The 22734-nt window shown below is 65.6% G+C and carries 19 protein-coding genes and 3 tRNA genes; 19 read left to right on the forward strand and 3 right to left on the reverse strand.

Annotated elements, in window-relative coordinates:
- Positions 1 to 4: 4 nt before the first annotated feature.
- The 7 genes from tsaE (at position 5) to ispH (ending at position 7727) form a co-directional block, all read left to right on the forward strand.
- Entirely contained in the window at positions 5 to 535 is a 531-nt protein-coding gene (tsaE, locus tag LQF09_RS12395; protein WP_270068099.1) for a tRNA (adenosine(37)-N6)-threonylcarbamoyltransferase complex ATPase subunit type 1 TsaE, read from the forward strand.
- Positions 475 to 1872 carry an N-acetylmuramoyl-L-alanine amidase gene (locus LQF09_RS12400; protein ID WP_270068100.1) on the forward strand — a complete coding sequence of 466 codons (1398 nt, stop codon included), beginning with the start codon at positions 475 to 477 and terminating at the stop codon, positions 1870 to 1872. Before tsaE ends, LQF09_RS12400 begins: the two co-directional genes overlap by 61 nt.
- Before the next feature lie 106 nt (positions 1873 to 1978).
- The gene (locus LQF09_RS12405; protein ID WP_270068101.1) at positions 1979 to 2920 is read left to right on the forward strand and encodes a bifunctional riboflavin kinase/FAD synthetase; all 942 of its coding nucleotides are present in this window, start codon (positions 1979 to 1981) and stop codon (positions 2918 to 2920) included.
- A gap of 53 nt (positions 2921 to 2973) precedes the next feature.
- On the forward strand, positions 2974 to 5784 hold the full coding sequence (gene ileS / locus LQF09_RS12410) for an isoleucine--tRNA ligase (RefSeq protein WP_270068102.1): 2811 nt from the start codon (positions 2974 to 2976) through the stop codon (positions 5782 to 5784).
- A 13-nt stretch (positions 5785 to 5797) separates the two neighbouring features.
- Complete coding sequence (gene lspA / locus LQF09_RS12415; RefSeq protein ID WP_270068103.1) at positions 5798 to 6301, forward strand: signal peptidase II; 504 nt, start codon at positions 5798 to 5800, stop codon at positions 6299 to 6301.
- A 20-nt stretch (positions 6302 to 6321) separates the two neighbouring features.
- Positions 6322 to 6750 (forward strand): FKBP-type peptidyl-prolyl cis-trans isomerase, encoded by a 429-nt coding sequence (locus LQF09_RS12420; RefSeq protein ID WP_270068104.1) that lies wholly within the window; start codon positions 6322 to 6324, stop codon positions 6748 to 6750.
- A gap of 38 nt (positions 6751 to 6788) precedes the next feature.
- A complete protein-coding gene (ispH, locus tag LQF09_RS12425) occupies positions 6789 to 7727 on the forward strand; it encodes a 4-hydroxy-3-methylbut-2-enyl diphosphate reductase (protein ID WP_002926433.1) in 939 nt (312 codons plus the stop codon).
- Positions 7728 to 7810: 83 nt separating this feature from the next.
- Here ispH and LQF09_RS12430 read toward each other — a convergent pair whose 3' ends face one another.
- Complete coding sequence (locus tag LQF09_RS12430) at positions 7811 to 8917, reverse strand: aromatic ring-hydroxylating oxygenase subunit alpha (protein ID WP_270068105.1); 1107 nt, start codon at positions 8915 to 8917, stop codon at positions 7811 to 7813.
- A gap of 125 nt (positions 8918 to 9042) precedes the next feature.
- Between LQF09_RS12430 and LQF09_RS12435 the strand changes: the two genes are divergently transcribed.
- The 11 genes from LQF09_RS12435 (at position 9043) to LQF09_RS12485 (ending at position 19401) form a co-directional block, all read left to right on the forward strand.
- Positions 9043 to 9300, forward strand: coding sequence for an exodeoxyribonuclease VII small subunit (locus tag LQF09_RS12435; protein ID WP_002926444.1), 258 nt, complete (start codon positions 9043 to 9045; stop codon positions 9298 to 9300).
- Positions 9297 to 10205, forward strand: coding sequence for a polyprenyl synthetase family protein (locus LQF09_RS12440; RefSeq protein WP_002926447.1), 909 nt, complete (start codon positions 9297 to 9299; stop codon positions 10203 to 10205). Before LQF09_RS12435 ends, LQF09_RS12440 begins: the two co-directional genes overlap by 4 nt.
- Before the next feature lie 45 nt (positions 10206 to 10250).
- Positions 10251 to 12125 (forward strand): 1-deoxy-D-xylulose-5-phosphate synthase, encoded by a 1875-nt coding sequence (dxs, locus tag LQF09_RS12445; RefSeq protein ID WP_270068106.1) that lies wholly within the window; start codon positions 10251 to 10253, stop codon positions 12123 to 12125.
- Positions 12126 to 12210: 85 nt separating this feature from the next.
- Positions 12211 to 13026, forward strand: a complete 816-nt coding sequence (gene folE2 / locus LQF09_RS12450; protein ID WP_002926451.1) for a GTP cyclohydrolase FolE2 — start codon at positions 12211 to 12213, stop codon at positions 13024 to 13026.
- A gap of 100 nt (positions 13027 to 13126) precedes the next feature.
- A complete protein-coding gene (locus LQF09_RS12455) occupies positions 13127 to 13477 on the forward strand; it encodes a carboxymuconolactone decarboxylase family protein (protein ID WP_002926453.1) in 351 nt (116 codons plus the stop codon).
- Between the two features lie 63 nt (positions 13478 to 13540).
- Positions 13541 to 13630: transfer RNA gene (locus tag LQF09_RS12460), tRNA-Ser, on the forward strand.
- A gap of 62 nt (positions 13631 to 13692) precedes the next feature.
- A tRNA-Arg gene (locus LQF09_RS12465) sits at positions 13693 to 13769 on the forward strand.
- A gap of 41 nt (positions 13770 to 13810) precedes the next feature.
- A tRNA-Arg gene (locus tag LQF09_RS12470) sits at positions 13811 to 13887 on the forward strand.
- A gap of 100 nt (positions 13888 to 13987) precedes the next feature.
- A complete protein-coding gene (locus tag LQF09_RS12475) occupies positions 13988 to 15001 on the forward strand; it encodes a DnaJ C-terminal domain-containing protein (RefSeq protein ID WP_002936615.1) in 1014 nt (337 codons plus the stop codon).
- 105 nt (positions 15002 to 15106) lie between these two features.
- Positions 15107 to 16291: an efflux RND transporter periplasmic adaptor subunit gene (locus tag LQF09_RS12480; protein ID WP_270068107.1), complete on the forward strand. Its 1185-nt coding sequence runs from the start codon at positions 15107 to 15109 to the stop codon at positions 16289 to 16291.
- Positions 16288 to 19401, forward strand: coding sequence for an efflux RND transporter permease subunit (locus LQF09_RS12485; RefSeq protein WP_270068108.1), 3114 nt, complete (start codon positions 16288 to 16290; stop codon positions 19399 to 19401). Before LQF09_RS12480 ends, LQF09_RS12485 begins: the two co-directional genes overlap by 4 nt.
- 35 nt (positions 19402 to 19436) lie before the next feature.
- On the opposite strand, the gene serS is transcribed toward LQF09_RS12485, so the two are convergent.
- Positions 19437 to 20729, reverse strand: coding sequence for a serine--tRNA ligase (gene serS, locus LQF09_RS12490; protein WP_002926462.1), 1293 nt, complete (start codon positions 20727 to 20729; stop codon positions 19437 to 19439).
- A 263-nt stretch (positions 20730 to 20992) separates the two neighbouring features.
- On the opposite strand from serS, the gene LQF09_RS12495 reads away from it, so the two are divergent.
- Entirely contained in the window at positions 20993 to 21256 is a 264-nt protein-coding gene (locus LQF09_RS12495; protein ID WP_002926463.1) for a hypothetical protein, read from the forward strand.
- Here the strand turns inward: LQF09_RS12495 and LQF09_RS12500 are convergent.
- Complete coding sequence (locus LQF09_RS12500; RefSeq protein WP_002926465.1) at positions 21228 to 22673, reverse strand: replication-associated recombination protein A; 1446 nt, start codon at positions 22671 to 22673, stop codon at positions 21228 to 21230. The genes LQF09_RS12495 and LQF09_RS12500 overlap by 29 nt on opposite strands.
- Between the last annotated feature and the right edge of the window lie 61 nt (positions 22674 to 22734).

Consider the following 22734-nt stretch of genomic DNA (forward strand, 5'->3'; position numbering starts at 1 on the left):
TCCCATGATCGAGTTGAATCAAGCTGCCGATGATAGCGGCGCCCGCCTGGACGCGCACTTGCCGGCGGAAGCCGACACCGAAGCACTTGGCGCGGCACTGGCGGCGGCACTCGCGCCCGGCCTGCGGATCTGGCTGCAGGGCAACCTCGGCATGGGCAAAACCACCCTCACCCGTGGCGTGCTGCGCGCCCTCGGCCACGAGGGTAAGGTGAAGAGCCCCACATACACCTTGATTGAACCTTACGTAGTTTCTAGATTAGACTTATATCACTTTGATTTTTATCGCTTCAATTCGCCCGAAGAATATCTGGACGCGGGGCTGGACGAGTACTTCGAAGGACGGGGCGTGTGCATCGTGGAGTGGCCCGACAAGGCGGCCCCCTACATCCCCTCCCCCGACCTCGAAATCCAGCTTCGAACCGAAGCCGACGGGCGCTTTGCGGAGATCAGCGGACACACGGATGCGGGGCGGAAATGCGTGATCGAACTGGGGAAGACATTGCAGGGTGCAGGCCCGGTGCCCGGGACGAATTGATCGGGCAGGTCGATGCTGGCCACGCGGTCGCTACGGTCACGGCCGGCGTACGTGGCCTGAATCGGCGCCAACTGCTCAAGTTCGCAGGTGCGTCGCTCGCGCTCATGGTCAGTCCGGTGGGCCACGCCGCACCGGCCAGCCTCGTCGCGGTGCGCGTGTGGCCTTCGCCCGTTTACACGCGGATCACCCTCGAAGGCGCGTCGGCGCTGCGCTTCAGCCACATGCTGGTGCAGGACCCCGACCGCCTGGTGGTCGACCTCGAAGGCGTGCGCCTCGACAGCGTGCTGCAGTCCCTGCCGTCGAAGGTGCTCGACAGCGACCCCTACATCCGCCAGATTCGTGCAGGCCAGAACAGGCCGGGCGTGGTGCGCGTGGTCGTCGAGCTGAAGGCGCCGATCAATCCGCAGGTGTTCACCCTGGCTCCGGTCGGCAACTACGGCCACCGACTGGTGCTCGACCTCCACCCCACCGAAGAACACGACCCGCTCATGGCGCTGATCCTCAAGGACTCGCCGATGGACGCTGCGATGGGCGAGGACGGCAAGGATGCAACGCCGGTGGCGCGCGCGCAGGGCCGCGAGCCGGCGCGCCGCGAACCCGCCAAGCAGCCCGCTGCGAACCGCCTCTACACCGTGGTGCTCGACCCCGGCCATGGCGGCGAGGACCCGGGCGCGATCGGGCGCGGCGGCAGCTACGAGAAGAACGTGACGCTGTCGATCGCGCGCCGCCTCAAGCGCAAGATCGACGCCGAGCCCGGCATGCGTGCAGTGCTGACGCGCGACGGCGACTACTTCGTACCGCTGCATCAACGCGTCGCACGCGCTCGCCGGGTGCGCGCCGACCTGTTCGTGTCGATCCATGCTGACGCCTTCGTGCGCCCCGAAGCCAATGGCAGCTCGGTCTATGTGCTGTCCGAGCGCGGCGCGTCGAGCTCGGCCGCACGCTGGCTGGCGCAGAAGGAAAACGACGCCGACCTCGTCGGCGGCGTCAACCTTGCACGCCAGGACGGCCACATTGCCCGCACCCTGCTCGACCTGTCGCAGACGGCAACGATCAACGACAGCTTCAAGCTCGGGCGGGCGATGCTTGGCGAGCTCGGTACGGTGAACCGGCTGCACAAGCCCGAAGTAGAGCAGGCCGGCTTTGCCGTGCTGCGCGCGCCCGACATTCCGTCCGTTCTGGTCGAAACCGCCTTCATCAGCAACCCGCAGGAAGAGCGCCGGCTCAACGACGAGGCCTACCAGGAAAAGATGGCCAACGCGCTGATGCGCGGCATAAAGCGCTACTTCCAGGAGCATGCGCCCAGCACACCGACGCGCGTCGCCCGCCTCGACTGAGTCGTCGGTAACGCGGCGCCAGCGCTCGACCGTCCGCTCCGCGCCTTGGCCTCGAAGCCCGCAGACGCGGGCTTTGTCGCTATAATTGCGGCTTTTTCAGGCGCTTATGCAGGTTCATCGCGGGATTCCCGAGCATGCCGATACGCCTGCGGTGCTCACCATCGGCAACTTCGATGGCGTGCATCGCGGTCACCAGGCGCTGCTCTCGCTGCTGACCGGAAAGGCTCGTGCACTCGGCCTGCCGGCGGTGGTGCTCACCTTCGAGCCGCATCCGCGAGAGTACTTCAGCCCTGCCGACGCACCGGCACGACTGGCCTCGCTGCGCGAGAAACTGCTGCTGCTGCAGTCCGCAGGCGTCGATCGCACCTACATCTGCCGCTTCGACGCACGCTTGGCCTCACAGTCGGCGCAGAGCTTCATTGACGACACGCTGGTGCGCGGACTGGGCGTGCGCCATCTGTTCATTGGCGACGATTTCCGCTTCGGCGCACGCCGCCAGGGCAGCTTCGCGATGCTTCAGGAGGCGGGCGTGACCCATGGCTTCGGGGTCGAGTCAATGCCGACCCTGTGCGTGGACGACGAGCGGGTATCGAGTTCGGCCGTGCGCAATGCGCTCCTCGAAGACGACCTCGGCCACGCCGCACGCCTGCTCGGCCGCCCCTACAGCATTGCCGGCCGTGTCAGCCACGGCGACAAGCTGGGCCGCCAGTTGGGTTTCCCGACCGCAAACATCCAGATGAAGCACCGCCGGCCCGCACTTACCGGTGTCTATGTCGTCAGTGTCGAGGGCCTGGCCGAAGAGCGCATCCTCGGCGTCGCCAATATTGGCGTACGGCCTACCGCAACGGCGCGCGGCCGCGCCCGACTCGAGGTGCATCTCTTCGAGTGGTCGCAGAACTGCTACGGTGCGCACATTCGCGTACATTTCCTGCACAAGCTGCGCAGCGAACAGAAGTTCGACTCGCTCGACGCCCTGCGGACCCAGATCGCCCTCGACTCCGAGGCGGCACGCCAGTGGTTTGCCGACCGCCCCGCGGTGCGCGACTGACGGCGCCCAGGCTGCGCACCCCCAACAGAACCCACAAGAGTCAAGTTCCAGCCATGGCCGACTACCGCAAGACACTCAACCTGCCCGACACCCCCTTCCCGATGCGTGGCGACCTGCCCAAGCGCGAGCCGAACTGGATCGCCGACTGGCAAAAGAGCAAGCTCTACCAGCGCATCCGCAAGGCCAGCGCCGGCCGGCCCAAGTTCGTGCTCCACGACGGCCCGCCCTACGCCAACGGCAGCCTGCACATCGGCCATGCGCTGAACAAGATCCTCAAGGACATCATCGTGCGCTCGAAGACGCTCGCCGGCTTCGATGCGCCCTACGTGCCGGGCTGGGACTGCCACGGCCTGCCGATCGAGCACAAGGTCGAGGTCACTCACGGCAAGAACCTGCCTGCGGACAAGGTGCGCGAGCTGTGCCGCGCTTACGCCGCCGAGCAGATCGAGATCCAGAAGGCCGACTTCATCCGTCTGGGCGTACTCGGCGACTGGGACAATCCCTACCGCACGATGGATTTCGCCAACGAAGCCAACGAGATCCGCGCGCTCGCCGAGATGACGAAGAACGGCTACGTCTTCAAGGGCTTGAAGCCGGTGAACTGGTGCTTCGACTGCGGCTCGGCGCTGGCCGAGGCGGAGGTCGAGTACGCCGACAAGCAGTCACCGACGATCGACGTCGCCTTCCCGGCGGCCGAGGCTGGCAAGCTTGCCGCCGCCTTCGGCCTGGCGAAGCTCGACAAGCCCGCCGCCGCAGTGATCTGGACCACCACCCCGTGGACCATCCCCGCCAACCAGGCACTCAATGCCCATCCCGAGTTCGACTACGCGCTCGTAGACGTGGGTGATCGTCTGCTGGTGCTCGCCAAGGAACTGGTCGAATCCGCCCTGCAGCGCTATCAGCTCGAGGGCAGCGTCGTCGCTACCGCGAAGGGCGCCGCGCTCGACCGCATCGAGTTCCGCCACCCCTTCTACGACCGCGCATCGCCGGTGTACCTCGCCGACTACGTGGGCGTGGACGCCGGCACCGGCATCGTGCATTCGGCCCCCGCTCACGGCGTGGACGACTTCAACTCGTGGCGCGCCTATGGCCGCAGCAACGAGGAGATCCTGTCGCTGGTGATGGGTGGCGGCGAGTACGTGCCCGACCTGCCCTTCTTCGGCGGCATGAACATCTGGAAGGCCAACGCCGCCATCGTCGACAAGCTCGCCGAAGTCGGCGCGCTGCTGTCGCACGGCAAGATCACCCACAGCTACATGCACTGCTGGCGCCACAAGACCCCGCTGGTCTATCGCGCGACCGCGCAGTGGTTCGTCGGCATGGATCGGACTGCCGCCGACGGGTCGACGCTGCGCGAGCGCGCACTACGCGCCGTGGAGGCCACCAAGTTCTACCCCGGCTGGGGCCAGGCACGCCTGCACGCGATGATCGCAAACCGACCCGACTGGTGCATCTCGCGCCAGCGTAACTGGGGCGTGCCGATCCCCTTCTTCCTGCACAAGGAGACCGGCGAGCTGCATCCGCGCACGGTCGACCTGATGGAAGAGGTTGCCAAGCGTGTGGAGCAGGAAGGCATCGAGGCCTGGTTCAAGCTCGACGCTGCAGAGCTGCTCGGCGCCGAGGCCGCACAGTACGACAAGATCAGCGACACCCTCGACGTCTGGTTCGACTCCGGCACCACGCACAAGCACGTGCTACGCGGCTCGCACAACGACGGCCACCCCGAAGGCCCGCGTGCCGACATGTACCTGGAAGGCTCGGACCAGCACCGCGGCTGGTTCCATTCATCACTGCTCACCGGCTGCGCCATTGACGGCCATGCACCGTACCGCAGCCTGCTGACGCACGGCTTTGCGGTGGATGGCGCCGGGCGCAAGATGAGCAAGTCGCTCGGCAACGTGGTCGTTCCGCAAGAGGTCACCGGCAAGCTCGGCGCAGAGATCCTGCGCCTGTGGGTCGCATCCACCGACTACTCGGGGGAGCTGTCGATCTCCAAGGAGATCCTTGACCGCGTGATCGAGGTCTATCGCCGCATCCGCAATACGCTGCGCTTCCTGCTCGCCAACACCGCCGACTTCGACATCGCCAGCGATGCGGTGCCGGTCGAGCAGTGGATGGACATCGACCGCTATGCGCTGGCCTTTACCCGCCAGCTCGCACAGCAGGCCGAGGCCGACTACGCGAAGATGGAGTTCCACCGCGTGGTGCAGGCCCTGCAGGTGTTCTGTGCCGAGGATCTCGGCGCCTTCTACCTCGACATCCTCAAGGACCGCCTGTACACCACCGCGGCCGGCAGCCTGCCACGCCGTGCCGCGCAGACAGCGCTGTGGCATGTCACCCAGACGCTGCTCAAGCTGATGGCGCCGATCCTTTCCTTCACTGCCGAGGAAGCCTGGGCCATCCTCAACCCCGCCCGGGCGGGCGAGGAGGCCGACAGCGTGATGCTGCACAGCTTCCACGCCCTGCCCGCGCAAGAGGGCGAGGCCGGGCTCATCGCACGCTGGGAGATCATTCGGAGCGTCCGCAGCGAAGGCCTCAAGGTGATCGAAGCCCTGCGCACCGAAGGCAAGGTGGGCGCCTCGCTGCAAGCCGAACTCGAGCTCGCGCTCACCGCCGACAAGTTCGCCGCGCTGGCCAGTCTGGGTGAAGACCTGCGCTTCGTCACCATGACCTCGGGCGCACACCTGTCTGAGGTGGCCAGCGTCGACGACGAGCGCATCGTCGCCACGCCGAGCGGGGCGCAGAAGTGCGAGCGCTGCTGGCACTACGTCGACTCCGTCGGCAGCGACGCCGAGCATCCGAGCCTGTGCGGCCGCTGCGTGAGCAACCTGTTCGGCGAAGGTGAAATCCGCAGCCATGCCTGAGCTCTCAGCCACAATGACCACGCCCCGCGCACGCAGCGCCCTCCTCCTGATGCTGCCGTGGCTGCTGCTTGCAGCCGCGGTCGGCGTGCTCGACCAGGTCACCAAGCAGCTCGTGCTCGCAAACCTGCATTACGGTCAGATCATCCCGATCACGGGCTTCTTCGACCTGGTGCTGGTATTCAATCCCGGCGCCGCGTTCAGCTTCCTGGCCGACCACGGGGGCTGGCAGCGCTGGTTTTTCACCATCCTGGCCCTGGTGATCAGCGCCTGGCTGCTGGTGATGATGTACCAGCACCGCCACGAGAAGATCCTGCCCGCTGCCTTCGCCCTGATCATCGGCGGTGCGCTGGGCAACGTTTACGACCGCCTCGTCCATGGCGCGGTCGTCGACTTCCTGCATTTTCATTACGCCGGCTGGAGCTGGCCGGCGTTCAACCTGGCTGACTCCGCGATCACCGTCGGTGTCGTGCTGATGCTGTGGGGACAACTCCGCAGCCCTCATGCGCAGCAGCCTTGAATAAGCCCCGGAGCCCGATCTTGAGCCAGACCATCGACGCCAACAGCCTCGTCACCCTGCACTACCGCATCTCGCTGCCCAACGGCCAACCGCTGATCAGCACCTTCAACGCCACGCCGGCGACGCTGCAGTTGGGCGCAGGCGAGATGCTGCCGGCGATGGAGAAGCTGCTCGTCGGCCTGGTGCCCGGTAGCCGCCACATCTTCGAGCTGGAGCCGGAGAACGCCTTCGGCCCCCACCGCGCCGAGCTGATCGAGCGCGTCAAGCGTGAGCACATGCCCGACGAGGACATCGAAGCCATGAGCATCATGGAGTTCACCGCGCCCGACGGCTCGCGCTACTCCGGCCTGGTGCGCGAAGTCGACGACCAGTCGGCGCTCATCGACTTCAACCATCCGCTCGCGGGCAAGCACATCCACTTCGAGGTCGAGGTCATCGGTATTCTCTGACCACACCACGCCCCACCCTGCCCCACACAGAGACAACAATGAGCGACAAGGAAATCCTGCTGGCCAACCCGCGCGGCTTCTGCGCCGGCGTGGAACGCGCGATCGAGATCGTAGAGCGTGCGCTCGCGCGCTTCGGTGCCCCCATCTATGTCCGCCATGAGGTCGTGCATAACAAGTTCGTGGTCGACGATCTGCGCAACAAGGGTGCAGTGTTCGTCGATGAGCTCGATGAGGTACCGAGCGGCAATACGGTGATCTTTTCCGCACATGGGGTGTCGCTGGCGGTGCGCGAAGAGGCGGAGAAGCGCGGCTTGCGCGTATTCGATGCCACCTGCCCGCTGGTCACCAAGGTGCACATCGAGGTCACCCGCATGCGTGAGCAGGGCCGCGAGATCATCATGATCGGCCACAAGGGCCACCCCGAGGTCGAAGGCACGATGGGCCAGGTCGCGACCGGCATCCACCTTGTCGAAACACCCGAGGACGTCGCCGCGCTGCAAGTGGCGAATCCGGAGCTGCTGGCTTATGTCACCCAGACCACGCTGTCGGTCGATGATGCGGCAACCATCGTCAACGCCCTGCGTGCGCGCTTTCCGAACATCGCCGGCCCGAAGAAGGACGACATCTGCTACGCCACCCAGAACCGCCAGGATGCGGTGAAGTTCATGACTCCGTATGCGGACGTGGTGTTCGTGGTGGGTTCGAAGAACAGCTCCAACTCCAACCGCCTGCGTGAAGTGGCGGAGCTTCGCGGCGTGCCCGCCTACCTGGTGGACAACGCGGCCGGGATCGATCCGGCCTGGATCGAAGGCAAGCGTCGTATCGGCGTTACGGCAGGCGCCTCGGCGCCGGAGGTGCTGGTCGAGGAAGTCATCGCACGCCTCGAGGCGCTCAGCGGCGGCGCCGTGCGCAATCTCGACGGCGTCCCCGAGAAGGTGACCTTCCCGCTGCCCAAGGAATTGCAGGACGCACGCTGAAAGCGGGCAGGCATCAAGCAGAAACCCTCGCTGCAAAGCGAGGGTTTCTGCTTTTTTCATGAGGCCATCGGGCCCGGTCGCGCCTAGGCGCCGATGTGTTCCGCCATGATGCGGCGGTAGAACTCGTGGAAGTGCTGCATGCCGTCCTCGAAGGGCGACTGGTACGGCCCGACTTCGTTGCGGCCTTCCTTGAGCAGTGCCAGCCGACCACGATCCATACGCTCGGCGATGTCATCGTCCTCGATCGCGGTTTCCATGTAGGCCGCCTGCTCCGCCTCCACGAACTCGCGCTCGAACTCGACGATATCCTCGGGGTAGTAGAACTCCACGACGTTGGTGGTCTTGTCCACGTCGGTCGGGATCAGGGTACTGACCACGAGCACATGCGGATACCACTCCACCATGATGTTGGGGTAGTAGGTCAGCCAGATCGCGCCGTGCTCAGGCTTCTTCTCGCCGTAGTACTCGAGTACCGCCTTGTGCCACTTGGCATAGGTGGCCGAGCCCGGCTTGGCGAGGGAGGTGATGCCGACCTGCTGCACCGAATACCAGTTACCGAACTGCCAGCTGAGGTCGTCGCAGGTCACGAAGTTGCCCAGGCCGGGATGGAAGGGCACGACGTGGTAGTCCTCGAGATAGACCTCGATGAAGGTCTTCCAGTTGTAGTTGCACTGATGAATCTCGACCCGATCGAGCTTGTAGCCGGAAAAGTCGAGCTGGGGCGCGACCTTCATGCCGGCCAGGTCTTCATTGGCCGAGCGCGGCCCCTTGAAGAGCAGCCCGTGCCAGCTCTCCAGACCGTCGCGCTTGAGACCCAGGCAGGGCTTTTGCGCGAAGTGTGGAGCGCCGATGAGTTCGCCCTGCTGGTTGTAGGTCCACCGATGAACCGGGCAGACGACGTGCTCGGTCGTGCCACTGCCCTGCAGCATGATGGCCTGGCGGTGGCGGCAGATGTTGGACATCTGGTGCACGCCGCGCTCGGTGCGGAACAGCAGCTTGGCGTGGTCAAGCCACTCCAGCGAACGGTAGTTGCCGACCTCGGGAACCATCAGCTCATGGCCGACGTACCCCGGACCGGCATCGAAGAGGAGCTTCTTCTCCAGTTCGAAAACCTTCTCGTCGAAGTACCAGGAAACAGGCAGTTGGGAGGCAGCCTGGGCCAATTGAGCCTTGGAAGCGATGTCGGACATCCCCGAACCTCCTCTTGCGGACAAGAAATCCGGAAAAATAAACGAGTTAGTGTAAGCCAGCCGTTGTTTGACCGCCAGACCTGCGATCGGTTATTTTCCGGCTTTTGCCGCGCAGATATTCATCCATGCCAAAGTCGGCACCCGCCCCCAAGTCCTTCGAAGCCGCGGTTTCGGAACTCGAAGCCATCGTCCAGGAGATGGAAGCGGGCAAGCTTCCACTGGAGGAATCCCTCGTGCGCTATCAGCGTGGCGTAAGCCTGCTGCGTTATTGTCAGGGCACGCTTGCCGACGCCGAACAGCGCGTGCGGCAGCTCGAAGGTGATGCCCTGGTCGATTTCGACACCGGGGCGCCTGGCACCAAGGCCGTCGGGGGCGAACAATGATCGATACGCACAAGGGTGGAGACTTCCGCGACTGGATGGCAGGCATCCAGGCACGCACGGAGACGGCCCTGGCCGAGGTGTTGCCCGAGGCCACGATCGCCCCGGCGCGCCTGCATTCCGCCATGCGCTACGCGGTGCTCGGCGGCGGCAAGCGGGTACGCCCCCTGCTTGCACATGCGGCAGGCGAACTCGCCGGCGCAGACGCCCGCCACCTGGATCGCGTCGCCTGTGCAGTCGAACTCATCCATGCCTACTCGCTCGTTCATGACGACTTGCCGTGCATGGACGACGATGTGCTGCGCCGTGGCAAGCCCACGGTGCACGTCGAGTACGACGAAGCGACGGCGCTGCTTGCTGGCGACGCCCTGCAGACGCTCGCCTTCCAGACGCTCGCCGACAACATTCCCGGGCTCGAGCCAGCGGTGCGGGTGGAGATGCTCGCCCAGCTCGCGCTCGCCTCGGGTTCGCGCGGCATGGCAGGCGGCCAGGCCATCGACCTTGCCTCGGTCGGCGTGCAGCTGACGCGCGAGGAGCTCGAGTTCATGCATGTACACAAGACCGGCGCGCTGATCCGCGCCGCCGTGCTGCTGGGCGCTCGCGCAGGAGGCCGCCTGTCGGCGGCAGACCTTGGCCGCCTGGACCACTATGGCAAAGTGATCGGGCTGCTGTTCCAGGTCGTCGACGACATCCTCGACGCCGAAGCTGACACTGCCACGCTGGGCAAGACGGCCGGCAAGGACGCCGACAACGACAAGCCGACCTATGTGAGCCTGCTCGGCCGTACCGAGGCCCGCCGCCTCGCCGAGGACATGCTCGCCGACGCGCAGCGCACGCTGGCCCCTTTTGGCACGGGCGCCGGCCGCCTGTCCCAGCTCGCCGACTACATCGTGCATCGCGCCTTCTGAAGTCGCTGCGAAGCCCGAAACAACATGCAAGGAACGCCGGATCCCATGGCCACCTACCCCCACCTGGAACGCATCTCCTCCCCCGCCGACGTGCGCGCACTCGAGCGCAGGGAGCTGACGACCCTCGCCGACGAACTGCGCGCCTTCCTGATCGAGTCGGTATCGCGCACGGGCGGCCACCTGTCGTCCAATCTCGGCACTGTCGAGCTGACGATCGCGCTCCATCACGTGTTCAACACGCCTCATGACCGCATCGTCTGGGACGTCGGCCACCAGACCTACGGCCACAAGGTGCTTACCGGCCGCCGCGAGGCGATGGGCGGGCTGCGCCACTGGGGTGGCATCTCCGGCTTCCCGCGCCGCTGCGAAAGCGAGTACGACACCTTCGGCACGGCGCATTCGTCGACCTCGATCTCGGCCGCGCTCGGCATGGCGGTCGCAGCACGGGCACGCAAGGAGGACCGCCACGCGATCGCCGTGATCGGCGATGGCGCGATGTCCGCCGGGATGGCCTTCGAGGCCCTCAACAATGCCGGCGACATGGACGACCTGAACCTGCTGGTCATCCTCAACGACAACGAGATGTCGATCTCTCCTCCCGTTGGCGCGCTGACCAAGATCCTCGCACGCATGCTGTCGGGCTCGACCTACAACACCGCGCGCAGAGTCGGCGAAAAGGTGCTGGGCATCGCACCGCCGGTCGCCGAGCTTGCACGCAAGGTCGAAGAGTACGCCAAGGGCATGATCAGCCCGGGCACCCTGTTCGAAGAGTTTGGCTTTCACTATTACGGGCCGATCGACGGCCACGACCTCGATGCCCTCATCCCCACACTGCAGAACCTGAGAAAGCTCAAGGGCCCGCAGTTCCTGCACGTGATCACGCGCAAGGGCCAGGGCTACAAGCTCGCCGAAGCCGACCCCATCCTCTACCACGGCGTCTCCAAGTTCGACCACACGGCGGGCATCGAGACCGGCAAGGGCGGCGGCAAGCTGACCTACACCCAGGTATTCGGCGACTGGCTGTGCGACATGGCAAAGGCCGACCCGCGCATCGTCGGCATCACCCCGGCGATGCGCGAAGGCTCGGGCCTGGTGCGCTTTGCCCAGGAGCACCCGGACCGCTACTTCGACGTCGGTATCGCGGAGCAGCATGCCGTCACCTTCGCCGCCGGGCTGGCCTGCGAGGGCTTCGTACCCGTGGTGGCGATCTACTCGACCTTCCTGCAGCGCGCCTACGACCAATTGATCCACGATGTCGCCCTGCAGAACCTGCAAGTGGTGTTCGCGATCGACCGCGGAGGCCTGGTCGGTGCCGATGGAGCCACCCACCACGGCGCATTCGACCTCTCCTATCTCACCTGCATCCCGAATATGGTCGTGATGGCGCCCTCCAACGAGGATGAATGCAGGCAGATGCTGTACACCGCCGTCAGCCACCCGGGGCCGTCGGCGGTGCGCTACCCGCGCGGCGGCGGCACCGGCGTCGCACCTCAGGCGCGCATGCAGGCGCTCCCGATCGGCAAGGGCGAGGTCGTGCGCGAAGGCCGGCGCGTCGCCCTGATCGCGTTCGGCAGCATGGTCGGCGTTGCGCTCGACGTGGGCGCGCAGATCGATGCCACGGTCGCCAACATGCGCTTCATCAAGCCCCTGGACGAAGCGCTCGTTGCGCGCCTGGCCGCCGACCACGATCTGCTCGTCACGCTCGAGGAGAACGCGCTCATCGGCGGCGCCGGCAGCGAAGTGGCTCGCGTCGTCGACGGCCTGGCAGCGCGGCCACGCATGCTGCGCCTGGGCCTCCCCGACCGCTTCATCGACCACGGCGACCAGGCCCAACTGCTGGCCTCGGTCGGACTCGACCGCGATGGCATCCTCGCTCGCATCCAGCACAGCCTGGACATTGACGCCACCACCAAAAGTTGAGCATTTTTGTCGGGAAAGCTAAGATTCGGGCCAGGTGCAACTCGTTTGCACCTGGCCCGATCACCATGAAACGAGAGAAACGCCAATGAACGACCCCATCGATCTCGCCATGCCCGACGTCCAGAGCAGCGCGGACAGCCGCCAGATCGCGATCAACAAGGTCGGGATCAAGTCGATCCGCCACCCGGTGAAGGTCGCCGACAAGGCGGGCGGCGTGCAGCACACGGTGGCGAGCTTCAACATGTACGTCGGCCTGCCCCACAACTTCAAGGGCACCCACATGTCGCGCTTCGTCGAGATCCTCAACGACAACGAGCGCGAGATCTCGGTGGAGTCCTTCGAGCCCATGCTGCGTGCGATGGTCGAGCGTCTCGAGGCCGAGACCGGCCACGTCGAGATGAGCTTCCCGTACTTCATCAACAAGACCGCGCCGGTGTCCGGTGTGAAGAGCCTGATGGACTACGAAGTGTGCTTCATCGGCTCGATCCGCGAGGGTGGCCATTACGAGTTCTCGATGAAGGTGGTGGTACCTGTCACCAGCCTGTGCCCCTGTTCGAAGAAGATCTCGGAGTACGGCGCCCACAACCAGCGCTCTCACGTCACCGTGAACGCGGTCCTCAACGACCACCTGTGGATCGAGGAAATGGTCCAGCTGGTCGAGTCCCAGGCATCGTGCGAGTTGTTCGGCCTGCTCAAGCGGCCTGACGAGAAGTGGGTCACCGAACGTGCCTACGACAACCCGAAATTCGTCGAGGACATGGTGCGCGACGTCGCCGCCCAACTCCAGCGCGAACCCCGCATCGACGCCTACGTCGTCGAGTCGGAGAATTTCGAGTCGATCCACAACCATTCGGCCTACGCCCTGATCGAGCGCGACAAACGCATTGCCGCCTGCGGGTAGTGCCGATCAAGACACCTGATCGGCCAATCGGCAAGGACAATGACACGCCCAAGCGCAAGACGTTAATATAAGCATTCCATTAACTACTGGAATGCATGTAATGTCCAAGTCCTTTGTCCAGATCACCACCGACGTGTCCAAAGCCCTCGCCACGCTGCGAAAGGAAACGCCCGAGACGATGCAGGGCTTCGGCACGATGGCCAAGGGCGCCTTGCAGGACGGCGCGCTGAGCGAGCTGCAGAAGGAACTGATTGCGCTTGCGATCGCCGTCACCCAGCGCTGCGACGCCTGCGTCGGCTTCCATGTCAAGGCGCTGATCCGGCTCGGTGTGAGCCGCGAGCAGTTCATGGAGACGCTGGGGGTATGCACCTACATGGGCGGCGGCCCTGCCCTCATGTACGCCGCCGAAGCCGTCCGCGCATATGAGGAAATGCTGCCACGCACGGCCTGAAGCGGTCCGCTAAAAAAAGCGTTCACTTTTTCTGCGGATTCACTATAATGCCGACCTTCGAGCGGAGAGGTGGCAGAGTGGTCGAATGTACCTGACTCGAAATCAGGCGTAGGTGCGAGCCTACCGTGGGTTCGAATCCCACCCTCTCCGCCAAAAAACAGTTGAAGTTGCGGCAGCAAAAGATATAATGCCGCTCCTTCGCAGTGCAGCACAAAGCGCCCGTAGCTCATCTGGATAGAGTACCTGGCTACGAACCAGGGGGTAGGAGGTTCGAATCCTTCCGGGCGCGCCAAACAAGCCTTCCGACTTCGGGCTCTAAACGATATCGGCAACGCGCCCGTAGCTCATCTGGATAGAGTACCTGGCTACGAACCAGGGGGTAGGAGGTTCGAATCCTTCCGGGCGCGCCAGACAGCCGAAAAAGGCCCGGTCAATCGACCGGGCCTTTTTCATTCCTGCGCGCTGAAGGGCGCTCGGTTAAGCTGTCGCCTTTATCCCATACGCCCCGAAATGCCCGACGCCCATCACCTGCTCGGCCTGCAGCCTGGCGCCTCGCGCGCCCAGATCAAGCGCGCCTTCCGCCAGTTGGCGATGCAATGGCACCCGGACCGCAATCCCGCTCCGGATGCCGTCGAGCACTTCAAGGCGCTTCGGCGTGCGCATGACGCCCTGCTCGAAGCCTTGCTCGAGGACACGGACGCCGATGTCGAAACGGCCGCGACCGCGGCGGCCGAGCGCGCGCAGCAACGGGCAACGGAGCGCGGCGCCGACCGCTGGGAAACGCTCGAGATCAGCTTCGAGGAAGCCTTCGCCGGCGGCGCAAGGGCGATATGCGTTCGCAGCCCCCTGCCCTGTGCGCATTGCAATGGCAGCGGCACCGAAGAGGTCAGCGTCAGCCAGGTGTGCGCCCTCTGCCATGGCTCGGGGCGCCTGCGCACTGCGCAGGGGCTCGTGCACTGCGACGCCTGTGACGGGCGCGGCTATACGCGCACGCGCGCGTGCAGGGCTTGTGGCGGCAGTGGCGAGCAGGTCGGCGAACGCTGGCTGGAAGTCACACTGCCACCCGGGCTGGTTGACGACGATACTCTGCGCCTTGCCGGCGAGGGCGAGCCGCATGCCGACCCCAGCCACCCGCGTGGCGATCTGCGCCTGAGAGTCAGGCTCAGCCCACACCGCATCTTCCGCCGCGAAGGCAGGAACCTCGTCGTGCAGCGCCCGGTCAGTGCACTTCGCATGCTGGTCGGCGGCAGCCTGCGCATCCCGCACCCCGCGGGCATGCGTAGCGTGACGCTCGATGCGGGCCTTGCTCATTGCCGCCAGTTGCGCGTCGAAGGGGCGGGCTTCCCCGCACGTGCGGGGCGCACTGCCGGCGACCTGATCGTCGAGTTCATACCGATGCTGCCCGAAGCACTCGACGCGCGTGTGCGCACCTTGATCGAGCAGCTCGACAACGAACTCGGCGCCAGTGCGGAGCGCCACCTGCCCGAGCTTGCGCGCTGGGAAGCCGACTGGCTGACCGACTGACGCTGGCGCAAACAGACGCCGGCACTGCGGCGGCAGGCCCCATCGGCCGTATAATTAGCAAAAACTGATAAACATGCAGCCCCGCTGCACCCAAGGCCTTGTCGAATGCGCCGTTTGCTTCCGTTGCTGATCATCGCGCTTGCCGTTGCCGGTTTCATCGGTCTGCGCGCTACCCGTCCAAGCGCACCTGCCGTCGAAACCCGCGAGAGAGTCTGGCAGGTCGAGACCCACACGCTGCAGGCCGCAGCGCTGCATCCAACGCTCGTGCTCTACGGCCGCGTCGAGGCGCCCGACCGTTTGCGCGCGGCAGCGCCAGTCAGTGCCCGCATCCTCGAACTGCGGGTGCGTGACGGCGACCGCGTAGAAGCCGGCGCAGTGCTCGCCCGGCTCGACCCGCGTGACCTCGCCCCGCGCCTCGAACGTGCGAAGGCAGACCTGGAGCGCGAACGCATCCGCCATCGCAGCGACCAGCAGGCCCTCGAACAGGAGCGCACCCTTGTGCAATTGGCGGACGCAAGGCTTACCCGCCTCGAACGCCTCAAGGACGCACGACTGGGAGCGGAGAGCGCGGTGGATCAGGCGCGCGAGGAACGCGCCCGCGCACAACTCGCCCTGACGCAGCGCCAACAGGCGATCGCGGAGCACCCTGCCCGCCTTGCACACCTGCAGACGCAGCTCGCCGAGGCCATGCGCGACGCCGAGCGCGGTGAACTTGTGGCGCCCTTCGCAGCGCGGATCGGTACGGTGGAAGTCGCTGCGGGCGACCAGGTGCAGGCCGGCCAGACCCTGCTCAGCCTGTATTCGTCCGATGCACTCTACCTGCGCGCCCGCGTACCGGCGCTCTACGCCGAGGAACTGCGCGCAGCGCTCACCCGCGGCGAGCACCTGCATGCCCGTGCCGATTTCGGTGCCACCCCGTTGCGCGCCCACCTTGAACGCATCAGCGGTGAGGCCGACGCGCGCGGCGTGGATGTGCTGCTGCGCATCGAGGATGCCGACCGGGTACCGGTGGGCGCCTTCATCAATGCGGTCCTCGATCGCCCGCTGGCCAACGACATCTTCGCGATCCCACCCACCGCTTTGCATGGTGGGGACCGCCTCTACCTGATCGAGAATGGGCGACTGCGGGGGCTGAACATCACGCGTGCGGGCGAGCGTCGAAGCGGTGATCAGGTTCAGCTGCTCGTGCGTGGGGACGCGCTCGCGAACGGCATGCAGGTTCTGAGTACCCACCTGCCCCATGCCATCGACGGCCTCGCCGTGGCTGTGGTCGAACGGACGGCACAATGAAGCACAGCAGCGTCCTGCAGATGCTGGCTGGCCACAAGGTGGCGGCCAATGTGCTGATGTTGCTCGCCTTCGTACTGGGCGCTATCGGCCTGACACGCATGAACGTGCAGTTCTTCCCCAGTTTCGAGCTCGATGTGATCTCGGTGCGGGTGATCTGGACCGGTGCCTCGGCCGAGGATGTCGAAACAGGGATCACCACGCCGCTGGAGGAGCGCCTGAAGACGGTCGACGGCCTCAAGCGCATGAGCTCCACGTCTGCCCAAGGCATCTCGAGCATCACACTGGAGCTCAACGAGGGGACGGACGCGCTGCTCGCGCTGGACCAGGTGCGCCAGCGCGTAGATGAATTCCGCAACCTGCCGCGCGACGCCGAGACCCCCGAGGTCAGCCGCATCTCGCGCTATGAGCCGATCGCCCGCCTGCTGGTACGAGGCAACAGCGTAGACGAGCTGCGGCCCTGGGTGCGGCGGTTCGAGAGCGAGCTGCTGGCCGCCGGCATAGACCGCGTCACCATCACCGGCCTGCCGGAAGAACGCATTGCAATCGAGGTGCCCTCGGCGGCACTCGAGAGCCTGGGACTGTCCCTTGTCGAGGTCGGCGAGCGGATCGGTCAGCTCGCACGCGACGTGCCAGCGGGCATTGCCGGCGAGATCGACGGCGCACGAGAGATACGCGGCCTGGAGCAGCGCCGAAGCGCCGAGGCCTTCGCCAACCTGCCGGTGCTGAGCGATCAGGACGGTGTGGTCCGCCTGGGCGAGATTGCTACCCTCACTCGCGAGCCCCGCGGCAACGAACTCGCGTTGTTCGAGCGCGGCGACAGCGTGGTCGAGTTGCAATTGCAGCGCAGCGAGAGCGGACATTCGCTCAAGGCTGCACGCGTGCTCGACGACTGGCTGGAGAAGACCCGCCCCACCCTGCCACCGAGCGTGCAGCTCGAAGTGTTCGATGCGCAATGGCAGCTGATCAGCGACCGCATCGGCCTGCTCGTGAGCAACGGCCTTTCCGGGCTGCTGCTCGTGGTCGCGGTGCTCTATTTCTTCCTCCCCGCACGCGTGGCGCTGTGGGTGATGATCGGCATTCCGACCGCCTTCCTCGCCACGCTCGGGCTGATGTTCGCGTTCGGTGGCACGATCAACATGATGAGCCTGTTCGCGCTCATCATGGCGCTGGGCATCATCGTCGACGACGCCATCGTGGTCAGCGAGGACGCCGACACTCACCGCCAGATGGGAGAAGGTCCGACGCAGGCCGCGCTGGGCGGAGCACGGCGGATGTTGTGGCCGGTGGTGGCGGCGTCGCTGACCACGGTAGCCGCCTTCCTGCCCCTGATGATGGTGGGCGGCATCATCGGCAACATCCTTGGCGACATTCCGTTCGTGATGATCATGGTCATCATCGCCTCGCTGCTGGAGAGCTTCCTGATCCTGCCGGCCCACCTGCGCATGGCGCTCGCCGGCGAGGCCGGGCTGCACCACTCCCGTCTGCGCGAGCGGCTCGACCGCGCCTTCGCCGGCTTTCGCGACGGCCGCTTCCGCCGCCTGGTCGAACTCAGCCTGGCCTGGCGCGGCACCACGGTCGCGCTCAGTATCGGCTTGATGGTGATGGCTGTCGGCCTGATCGCCGGCGGACGGATCGGCTTCGTGTTCTTCCCCTCCCCCGAGGGCCAAGTGGTGTTCGCCAACGCCACCTTCGTCGCCGGGACGCCGCGCCAGCACACCGAAGCCTTCCTGAACGAACTCGAGCGCGCACTGTTCGAGGCCGAGGCGGAATTGGGCGGCGGTCTGGTGCAGACGGCCGTCGCGCGCCTGGGCGGCACGATCAGCAGCGGTGCGGGCTCGAGCGCACGCGGCGATCAGCTCGCCGGCATCATGGTCGAGCTCACCCCACCCGACACACGGGAAGTTCGCAACGAGCGCTTCCTCGCCGCCTGGCGCGCCAAGCTGCCCCCGGTTGCCGGCCTCGAACTGCTTACTTTCACGGCCCGCCAGTCCGGACCACCCGGCCGCGACCTGAACATCCGCCTCACCGGCGACGATGCCGATGCGCTCAAGCGCGCGGCACTGGAGCTTGCGGAAACCCTCAAGAGCCTGCCGGGGGTGAGCGAGACCGAGGACGACATGCCCTTCGGCCGCGAGCAGTTGGTCTATCGACTCACCCCGGCAGGCGAAGCGCTCGGCCTCACCACCGAGAGCCTCGGTCGCCAGCTGCGCGCCGCCTTCGATGGTGCGCTCGCCCAACTCGTTCAGGTCGGCCGCGACGAACTCGAGGTCCGCGTCATGCTTCCGCGTGACGAACGCAGCCGGCTCGACGTCTTCGATCGCATCACCGTCAGCCTGCCTGACGGCCGCTTCGCCCCGCTCGGGACGGTAGCGAGCTGGGAGTCAAGGCGAGGCTTCGAGGCCCTGCGCCATGCCCAGGGGCGGCTCGCGGTGGAGGTGTCGGGGGCAGTCGATAGCGAGGTGAACAACGCGAATGCGATTCAGGCCGAACTGGCCCGCGACGCCCTTCCGGGCCTGGCTGCCCGCTATGGCATCGAGTACAGCTTCGAAGGGCGCTCGGCCGACCAGCGCGAAACCATGGCGGATATGCAGACCGGGCTGGTAATCGGGCTCGGCTTGATCTACCTGGTGCTGGTGTGGTCGTTCTCGTCCTGGAGCTGGCCGCTGGTAGTGATGTCCGCCATCCCGCTCGGACTCGCCGGCGCCATCTTCGGCCACTGGCTGCTCGACATCGATCTCACCATCCTGTCGATGTTCGGCTTGTTCGGCCTGGCCGGCATCGTGGTGAACAACTCGATCATCCTGGTGACGCTGTTCAAGGAATTGCACCACAAGGGAGCCGCCCTGCAGGATGCCCTGGTCGGCGCGTCCTGTGGCCGTCTACGCGCCGTACTGCTGACCTCGCTCACCACCATCGGCGGGCTGACGCCGCTGCTCTTCGAGCGCTCGCTGCAGGCCCAGTTCCTGATCCCGATGGCGACCTCGATTGCCTTCGGGCTAGGCTTCTCCGCCCTGCTGGTGCTGTTCTTCGTGCCGGCGCTGCTGTCGCTGCTGGAGAGCTTCCACGACTGGAGCGCGCGCCGCAACGTGCGCCCCGCGGCAGCCGCCTGAATGGGCGCTGGCGCGGGCTGTAGTGCGGATCGCTGTCAGAGCGGCGCTTCGATGCGCTCGACACCGCCCATGTAGGGGCGCAGCGCGGCCGGGATAAGGATCGAGCCATCAGCCTGCTGGTGGTTCTCGAGCACCGCCACCAGGGTGCGACCCACAGCCAGGCCCGAACCATTGAGCGTATGCACCAGTTCGTTCTTGCCCTGAGCGTTCTTGAAGCGCGCCTGCATGCGCCGCGCCTGGAAGGCCTCGCAGTTCGAGCAGCTCGAGATCTCGCGATAGGTATTCTGGGCCGGTAGCCAGACCTCGAGGTCGTAGGTCCTTGCTGCCGAGAAGCCCATGTCGCCGGTGCACAGAGTGATGACACGGTAGGGCAGCTCGAGCTTCTTCAGGATGGCTTCGGCATGACCGACCATCTGCTCGAGCGCCTCGTCGCTCTTGCCCGGCTCGACGATCTGCACCATTTCCACCTTGTCGAACTGGTGCTGGCGGATCATGCCGCGCACGTCGCGCCCGCCGCTGCCCGCCTCGGAACGGAAGCAGGGGCTGTGCGCAGTCAGGCGGATGGGCAATTGGTCGAGCGTCAACACCTCCTCGCGCACGCTGTTTGTGAGCGTGATCTCGGCGGTTGGGATCAGGTACTGCTCCAGCCCCTCCTCGTCACCTCCGCGCAGCACCCAGAACAGATCTTCCTTGAACTTGGGCAACTGGCCGGTACCGTACAGCGCCTCGCGATTGACGATGTAGGGCGTGTAGCACTCGGTGTAGCCGTGCTCGAGCGTGTGCGTATCCAGCATGAACTGTGCGAGGGCGCGATGCAGACGCGCGATCGGACCGCGCAGGAAGGCAAAGCGCGACCCCGACAGCCTGGCGCCGGTGTCGAACTCGAGGCCGAGCGGCGCACCGAGGTCTACATGGTCGCGCAGCTCGAAGTCGAACTGGCGCGGATTGCCCCAGCGCCGGACTTCGACGTTGCCGGACTCGTCCTCTCCCACCGGCACATCGGCCTGAGGCAGGTTCGGCAGGCGCGAGGCGAAGTCGTTGATGCGTTCGAGCAGTCCGGGAAGCGCCTGCTCGCAGGCTTTGAGCTCCTCGCCGAGCTGACCGACCTCGGCCATGACCGCCGTCGCGTCCTCGCCCTTGCCCTTGAGCATGCCGATCTGTTTGGAGAGCGCGTTGCGCCGGGCCTGTAGTTCCTGCGTACGGGTCTGCAGGGCCTTGCGTTCGTCCTCAAGGGCCTGGAAGCCGGCTACGTCAAGGACGAGGCCGCGTGTGGCAAGGCGGGCGGCAACACTGTCGATCTGGTTGCGGAGAAGCTGGATATCGAGCATCGGGCAATTCCTGTTTGTTTCTGTAATCAGCTGCATGGCGACGAAAGCTCACGTTCCATCACACGGAAAGCGCTTTAACACCAAGCTAATGAAGACTTTTCACGGCGCACTGAACTGATGTCGCAGTGCAAAAATTAGTTTTTCCAATCAATAACTTGAGAAGTTGACGCTACGTAAATTGAACTTGCAAAACGCAGCCGGTCAATTAACCTTGTAGGAGAAACCAAGCCGCGCCAGACGGCACAACCTTGGAGGAGTACGGCATGCTATCGATTCGTGACTGCCTTGACTATTGCGACGTAACCGATGACGAGGTCGCCCTGATCGCCGAACACGAGGACATACCCGACGTCGCAGCGGCCCAGGTGGTATGTGGCCTCGTGCAGACCCCGGAAGGTGTGATGGTGCTGACCCAGTTCATGGTCGAACTGATCGAGCGCGCAAACGCGCGCGGCGATGTCGAAAAGGCGCGCCGCGCAGCCAAGGTCTGCGAGCGCTTCATGGCCGACCACCCCCTGCCTCACTGAGCCCCTCATCGCCCTGATCGCCCGCATCGCCTGGTCCATGCGGGCCGTGGCGTGAAATGGACATCGCTGCATCAGCCCGTTTCACGCCATGTTCCGGGCGTGTGCCGACGGCCGATTGCGCAGCGGCGTCGAGATCGCGCAGGCGTGCAAGCTTCTCGGCTATCCGGCCTTCCATGCCACGCGGCGTGGGCTGGTACCAGCCGGGCGGATCCATCCCATCGGGGAGATATCGTTCGCCGGCAGCGTAGGCATCGGGCTCGTCATGGGCATAGCGATAGGCCTTGCCGTAGTCGAGCGACTTCATGAGCTTGGTGGGTGCATTGCGCAGGTGCAGGGGTACAGGCCGGGATGCATCCTTGGCTACAAAGGCGCGCGCAGCATTATAGGCCTTGTACGCCGCATTCGACTTTGCCGCACAGGCGAGGAAGATCGTTGCCTGTGCGAGCGCGAGTTCCCCCTCCGGCGAGCCCAGACGCTCATAGGTAGCTACCGCACTGAGCGCCATCTCCAGCGCGCGCGGGTCAGCCAGGCCAATGTCTTCGACCGCCATGCGGATCAACCTGCGCCCCAGGTAGAGCGGATCGGCACCGCCGTCCAGCATCCGACACAACCAGTAGAGCGATGCGTCCGGATCCGAGCCGCGCACGGACTTGTGCAGGGCCGAGATCTGGTCATAGAAGGCCTCGCCACCCTTGTCGAACCGGCGCAGGTTGCGTGCCAGCGCCTGGTCGACAAACGCAGGCGTCACCGCGCCCAGGCCCGCCGTCTCGGCGGCGACCTGCAACTGCTCGATCAGGTTCATCAACCGCCGCGCGTCACCATCGGCAAAGCCGATCAGGCGTTCGCGCGCTGCAGGCTCGAAATCGAGTTCCGGGCAGGCCAAGGTACGCGCGCGCTCGAACAGCCTCTCCATTGCCTCCGCATCGAGAGCCTCGAGCACATAGACGGCTGCTCGCGACAGCAGTGCCGAATTGACCTCGAAGGACGGGTTCTCGGTCGTGGCGCCGATGAAGGTGACCAGACCTTGCTCGACGTATGGCAGGAAGGCGTCCTGCTGACCCTTGTTGAAACGATGCACCTCATCGACGAACAGCAGGGTGTGGCGGCCACGGGCCTTGGCAGCCTGCGCCTGCTGGATCGCTTCACGGATCTCCTTGACCCCGGAGAACACCGCCGACAAGGCAATGAACTCGGCATCGAAGCCCAGCGCCATCAAGCGCGCAAGCGTCGTCTTGCCCACCCCCGGCGGCCCCCACAGGATCATCGAGTGCGGACGACCGGACTCGAAAGCAAGCCGCAGCGGCTTGCCCGGCCCCAGCAGGTGAGCCTGGCCTGCCACCTCGTCCAGGCTGCGCGGGCGCATGCGCTCAGCGAGCGGCACGCGTGGCGGCTCAATGGTGTCGAACAGGTCGGCCATCGGCATCCTCAGCGAATAGGTAGCGCCACCGGGGTGGCGTGCATCCCCAGTGTGCACGCTC

It is taken from the genome of Thauera sp. WB-2 (assembly GCF_027594845.1).
Classification (GTDB): Bacteria; Pseudomonadota; Gammaproteobacteria; order Burkholderiales; family Rhodocyclaceae; genus Thauera; species Thauera mechernichensis.

Bases quoted from the DNA above. Each gene is read 5' to 3' on its own strand.
- LQF09_RS12440 (WP_002926447.1), top strand. From the start codon at position 9,297: ATGATCGATACGCACAAGGGTGGAGACTTCCGCGACTGGATGGCAGGC.
- ileS (WP_270068102.1), top strand. From the start codon at position 2,974: ATGGCCGACTACCGCAAGACACTCAACCTGCCCGACACCCCCTTCCCG.
- LQF09_RS12405 (WP_270068101.1), top strand. From the start codon at position 1,979: ATGCAGGTTCATCGCGGGATTCCCGAGCATGCCGATACGCCTGCGGTG.
- LQF09_RS12475 (WP_002936615.1), top strand. From the start codon at position 13,988: ATGCCCGACGCCCATCACCTGCTCGGCCTGCAGCCTGGCGCCTCGCGC.
- serS (WP_002926462.1), bottom strand. From the start codon at position 20,729: ATGCTCGATATCCAGCTTCTCCGCAACCAGATCGACAGTGTTGCCGCC.
- LQF09_RS12430 (WP_270068105.1), bottom strand. From the start codon at position 8,917: ATGTCCGACATCGCTTCCAAGGCTCAATTGGCCCAGGCTGCCTCCCAA.
- LQF09_RS12480 (WP_270068107.1), top strand. From the start codon at position 15,107: ATGCGCCGTTTGCTTCCGTTGCTGATCATCGCGCTTGCCGTTGCCGGT.
- tsaE (WP_270068099.1), top strand. From the start codon at position 5: ATGATCGAGTTGAATCAAGCTGCCGATGATAGCGGCGCCCGCCTGGAC.
- LQF09_RS12495 (WP_002926463.1), top strand. From the start codon at position 20,993: ATGCTATCGATTCGTGACTGCCTTGACTATTGCGACGTAACCGATGAC.
- folE2 (WP_002926451.1), top strand. From the start codon at position 12,211: ATGAACGACCCCATCGATCTCGCCATGCCCGACGTCCAGAGCAGCGCG.
- LQF09_RS12435 (WP_002926444.1), top strand. From the start codon at position 9,043: ATGCCAAAGTCGGCACCCGCCCCCAAGTCCTTCGAAGCCGCGGTTTCG.
- LQF09_RS12500 (WP_002926465.1), bottom strand. From the start codon at position 22,673: ATGGCCGACCTGTTCGACACCATTGAGCCGCCACGCGTGCCGCTCGCT.
- LQF09_RS12455 (WP_002926453.1), top strand. From the start codon at position 13,127: ATGTCCAAGTCCTTTGTCCAGATCACCACCGACGTGTCCAAAGCCCTC.
- LQF09_RS12485 (WP_270068108.1), top strand. From the start codon at position 16,288: ATGAAGCACAGCAGCGTCCTGCAGATGCTGGCTGGCCACAAGGTGGCG.
- lspA (WP_270068103.1), top strand. From the start codon at position 5,798: ATGACCACGCCCCGCGCACGCAGCGCCCTCCTCCTGATGCTGCCGTGG.
- ispH (WP_002926433.1), top strand. From the start codon at position 6,789: ATGAGCGACAAGGAAATCCTGCTGGCCAACCCGCGCGGCTTCTGCGCC.
- LQF09_RS12400 (WP_270068100.1), top strand. From the start codon at position 475: ATGCGTGATCGAACTGGGGAAGACATTGCAGGGTGCAGGCCCGGTGCC.
- dxs (WP_270068106.1), top strand. From the start codon at position 10,251: ATGGCCACCTACCCCCACCTGGAACGCATCTCCTCCCCCGCCGACGTG.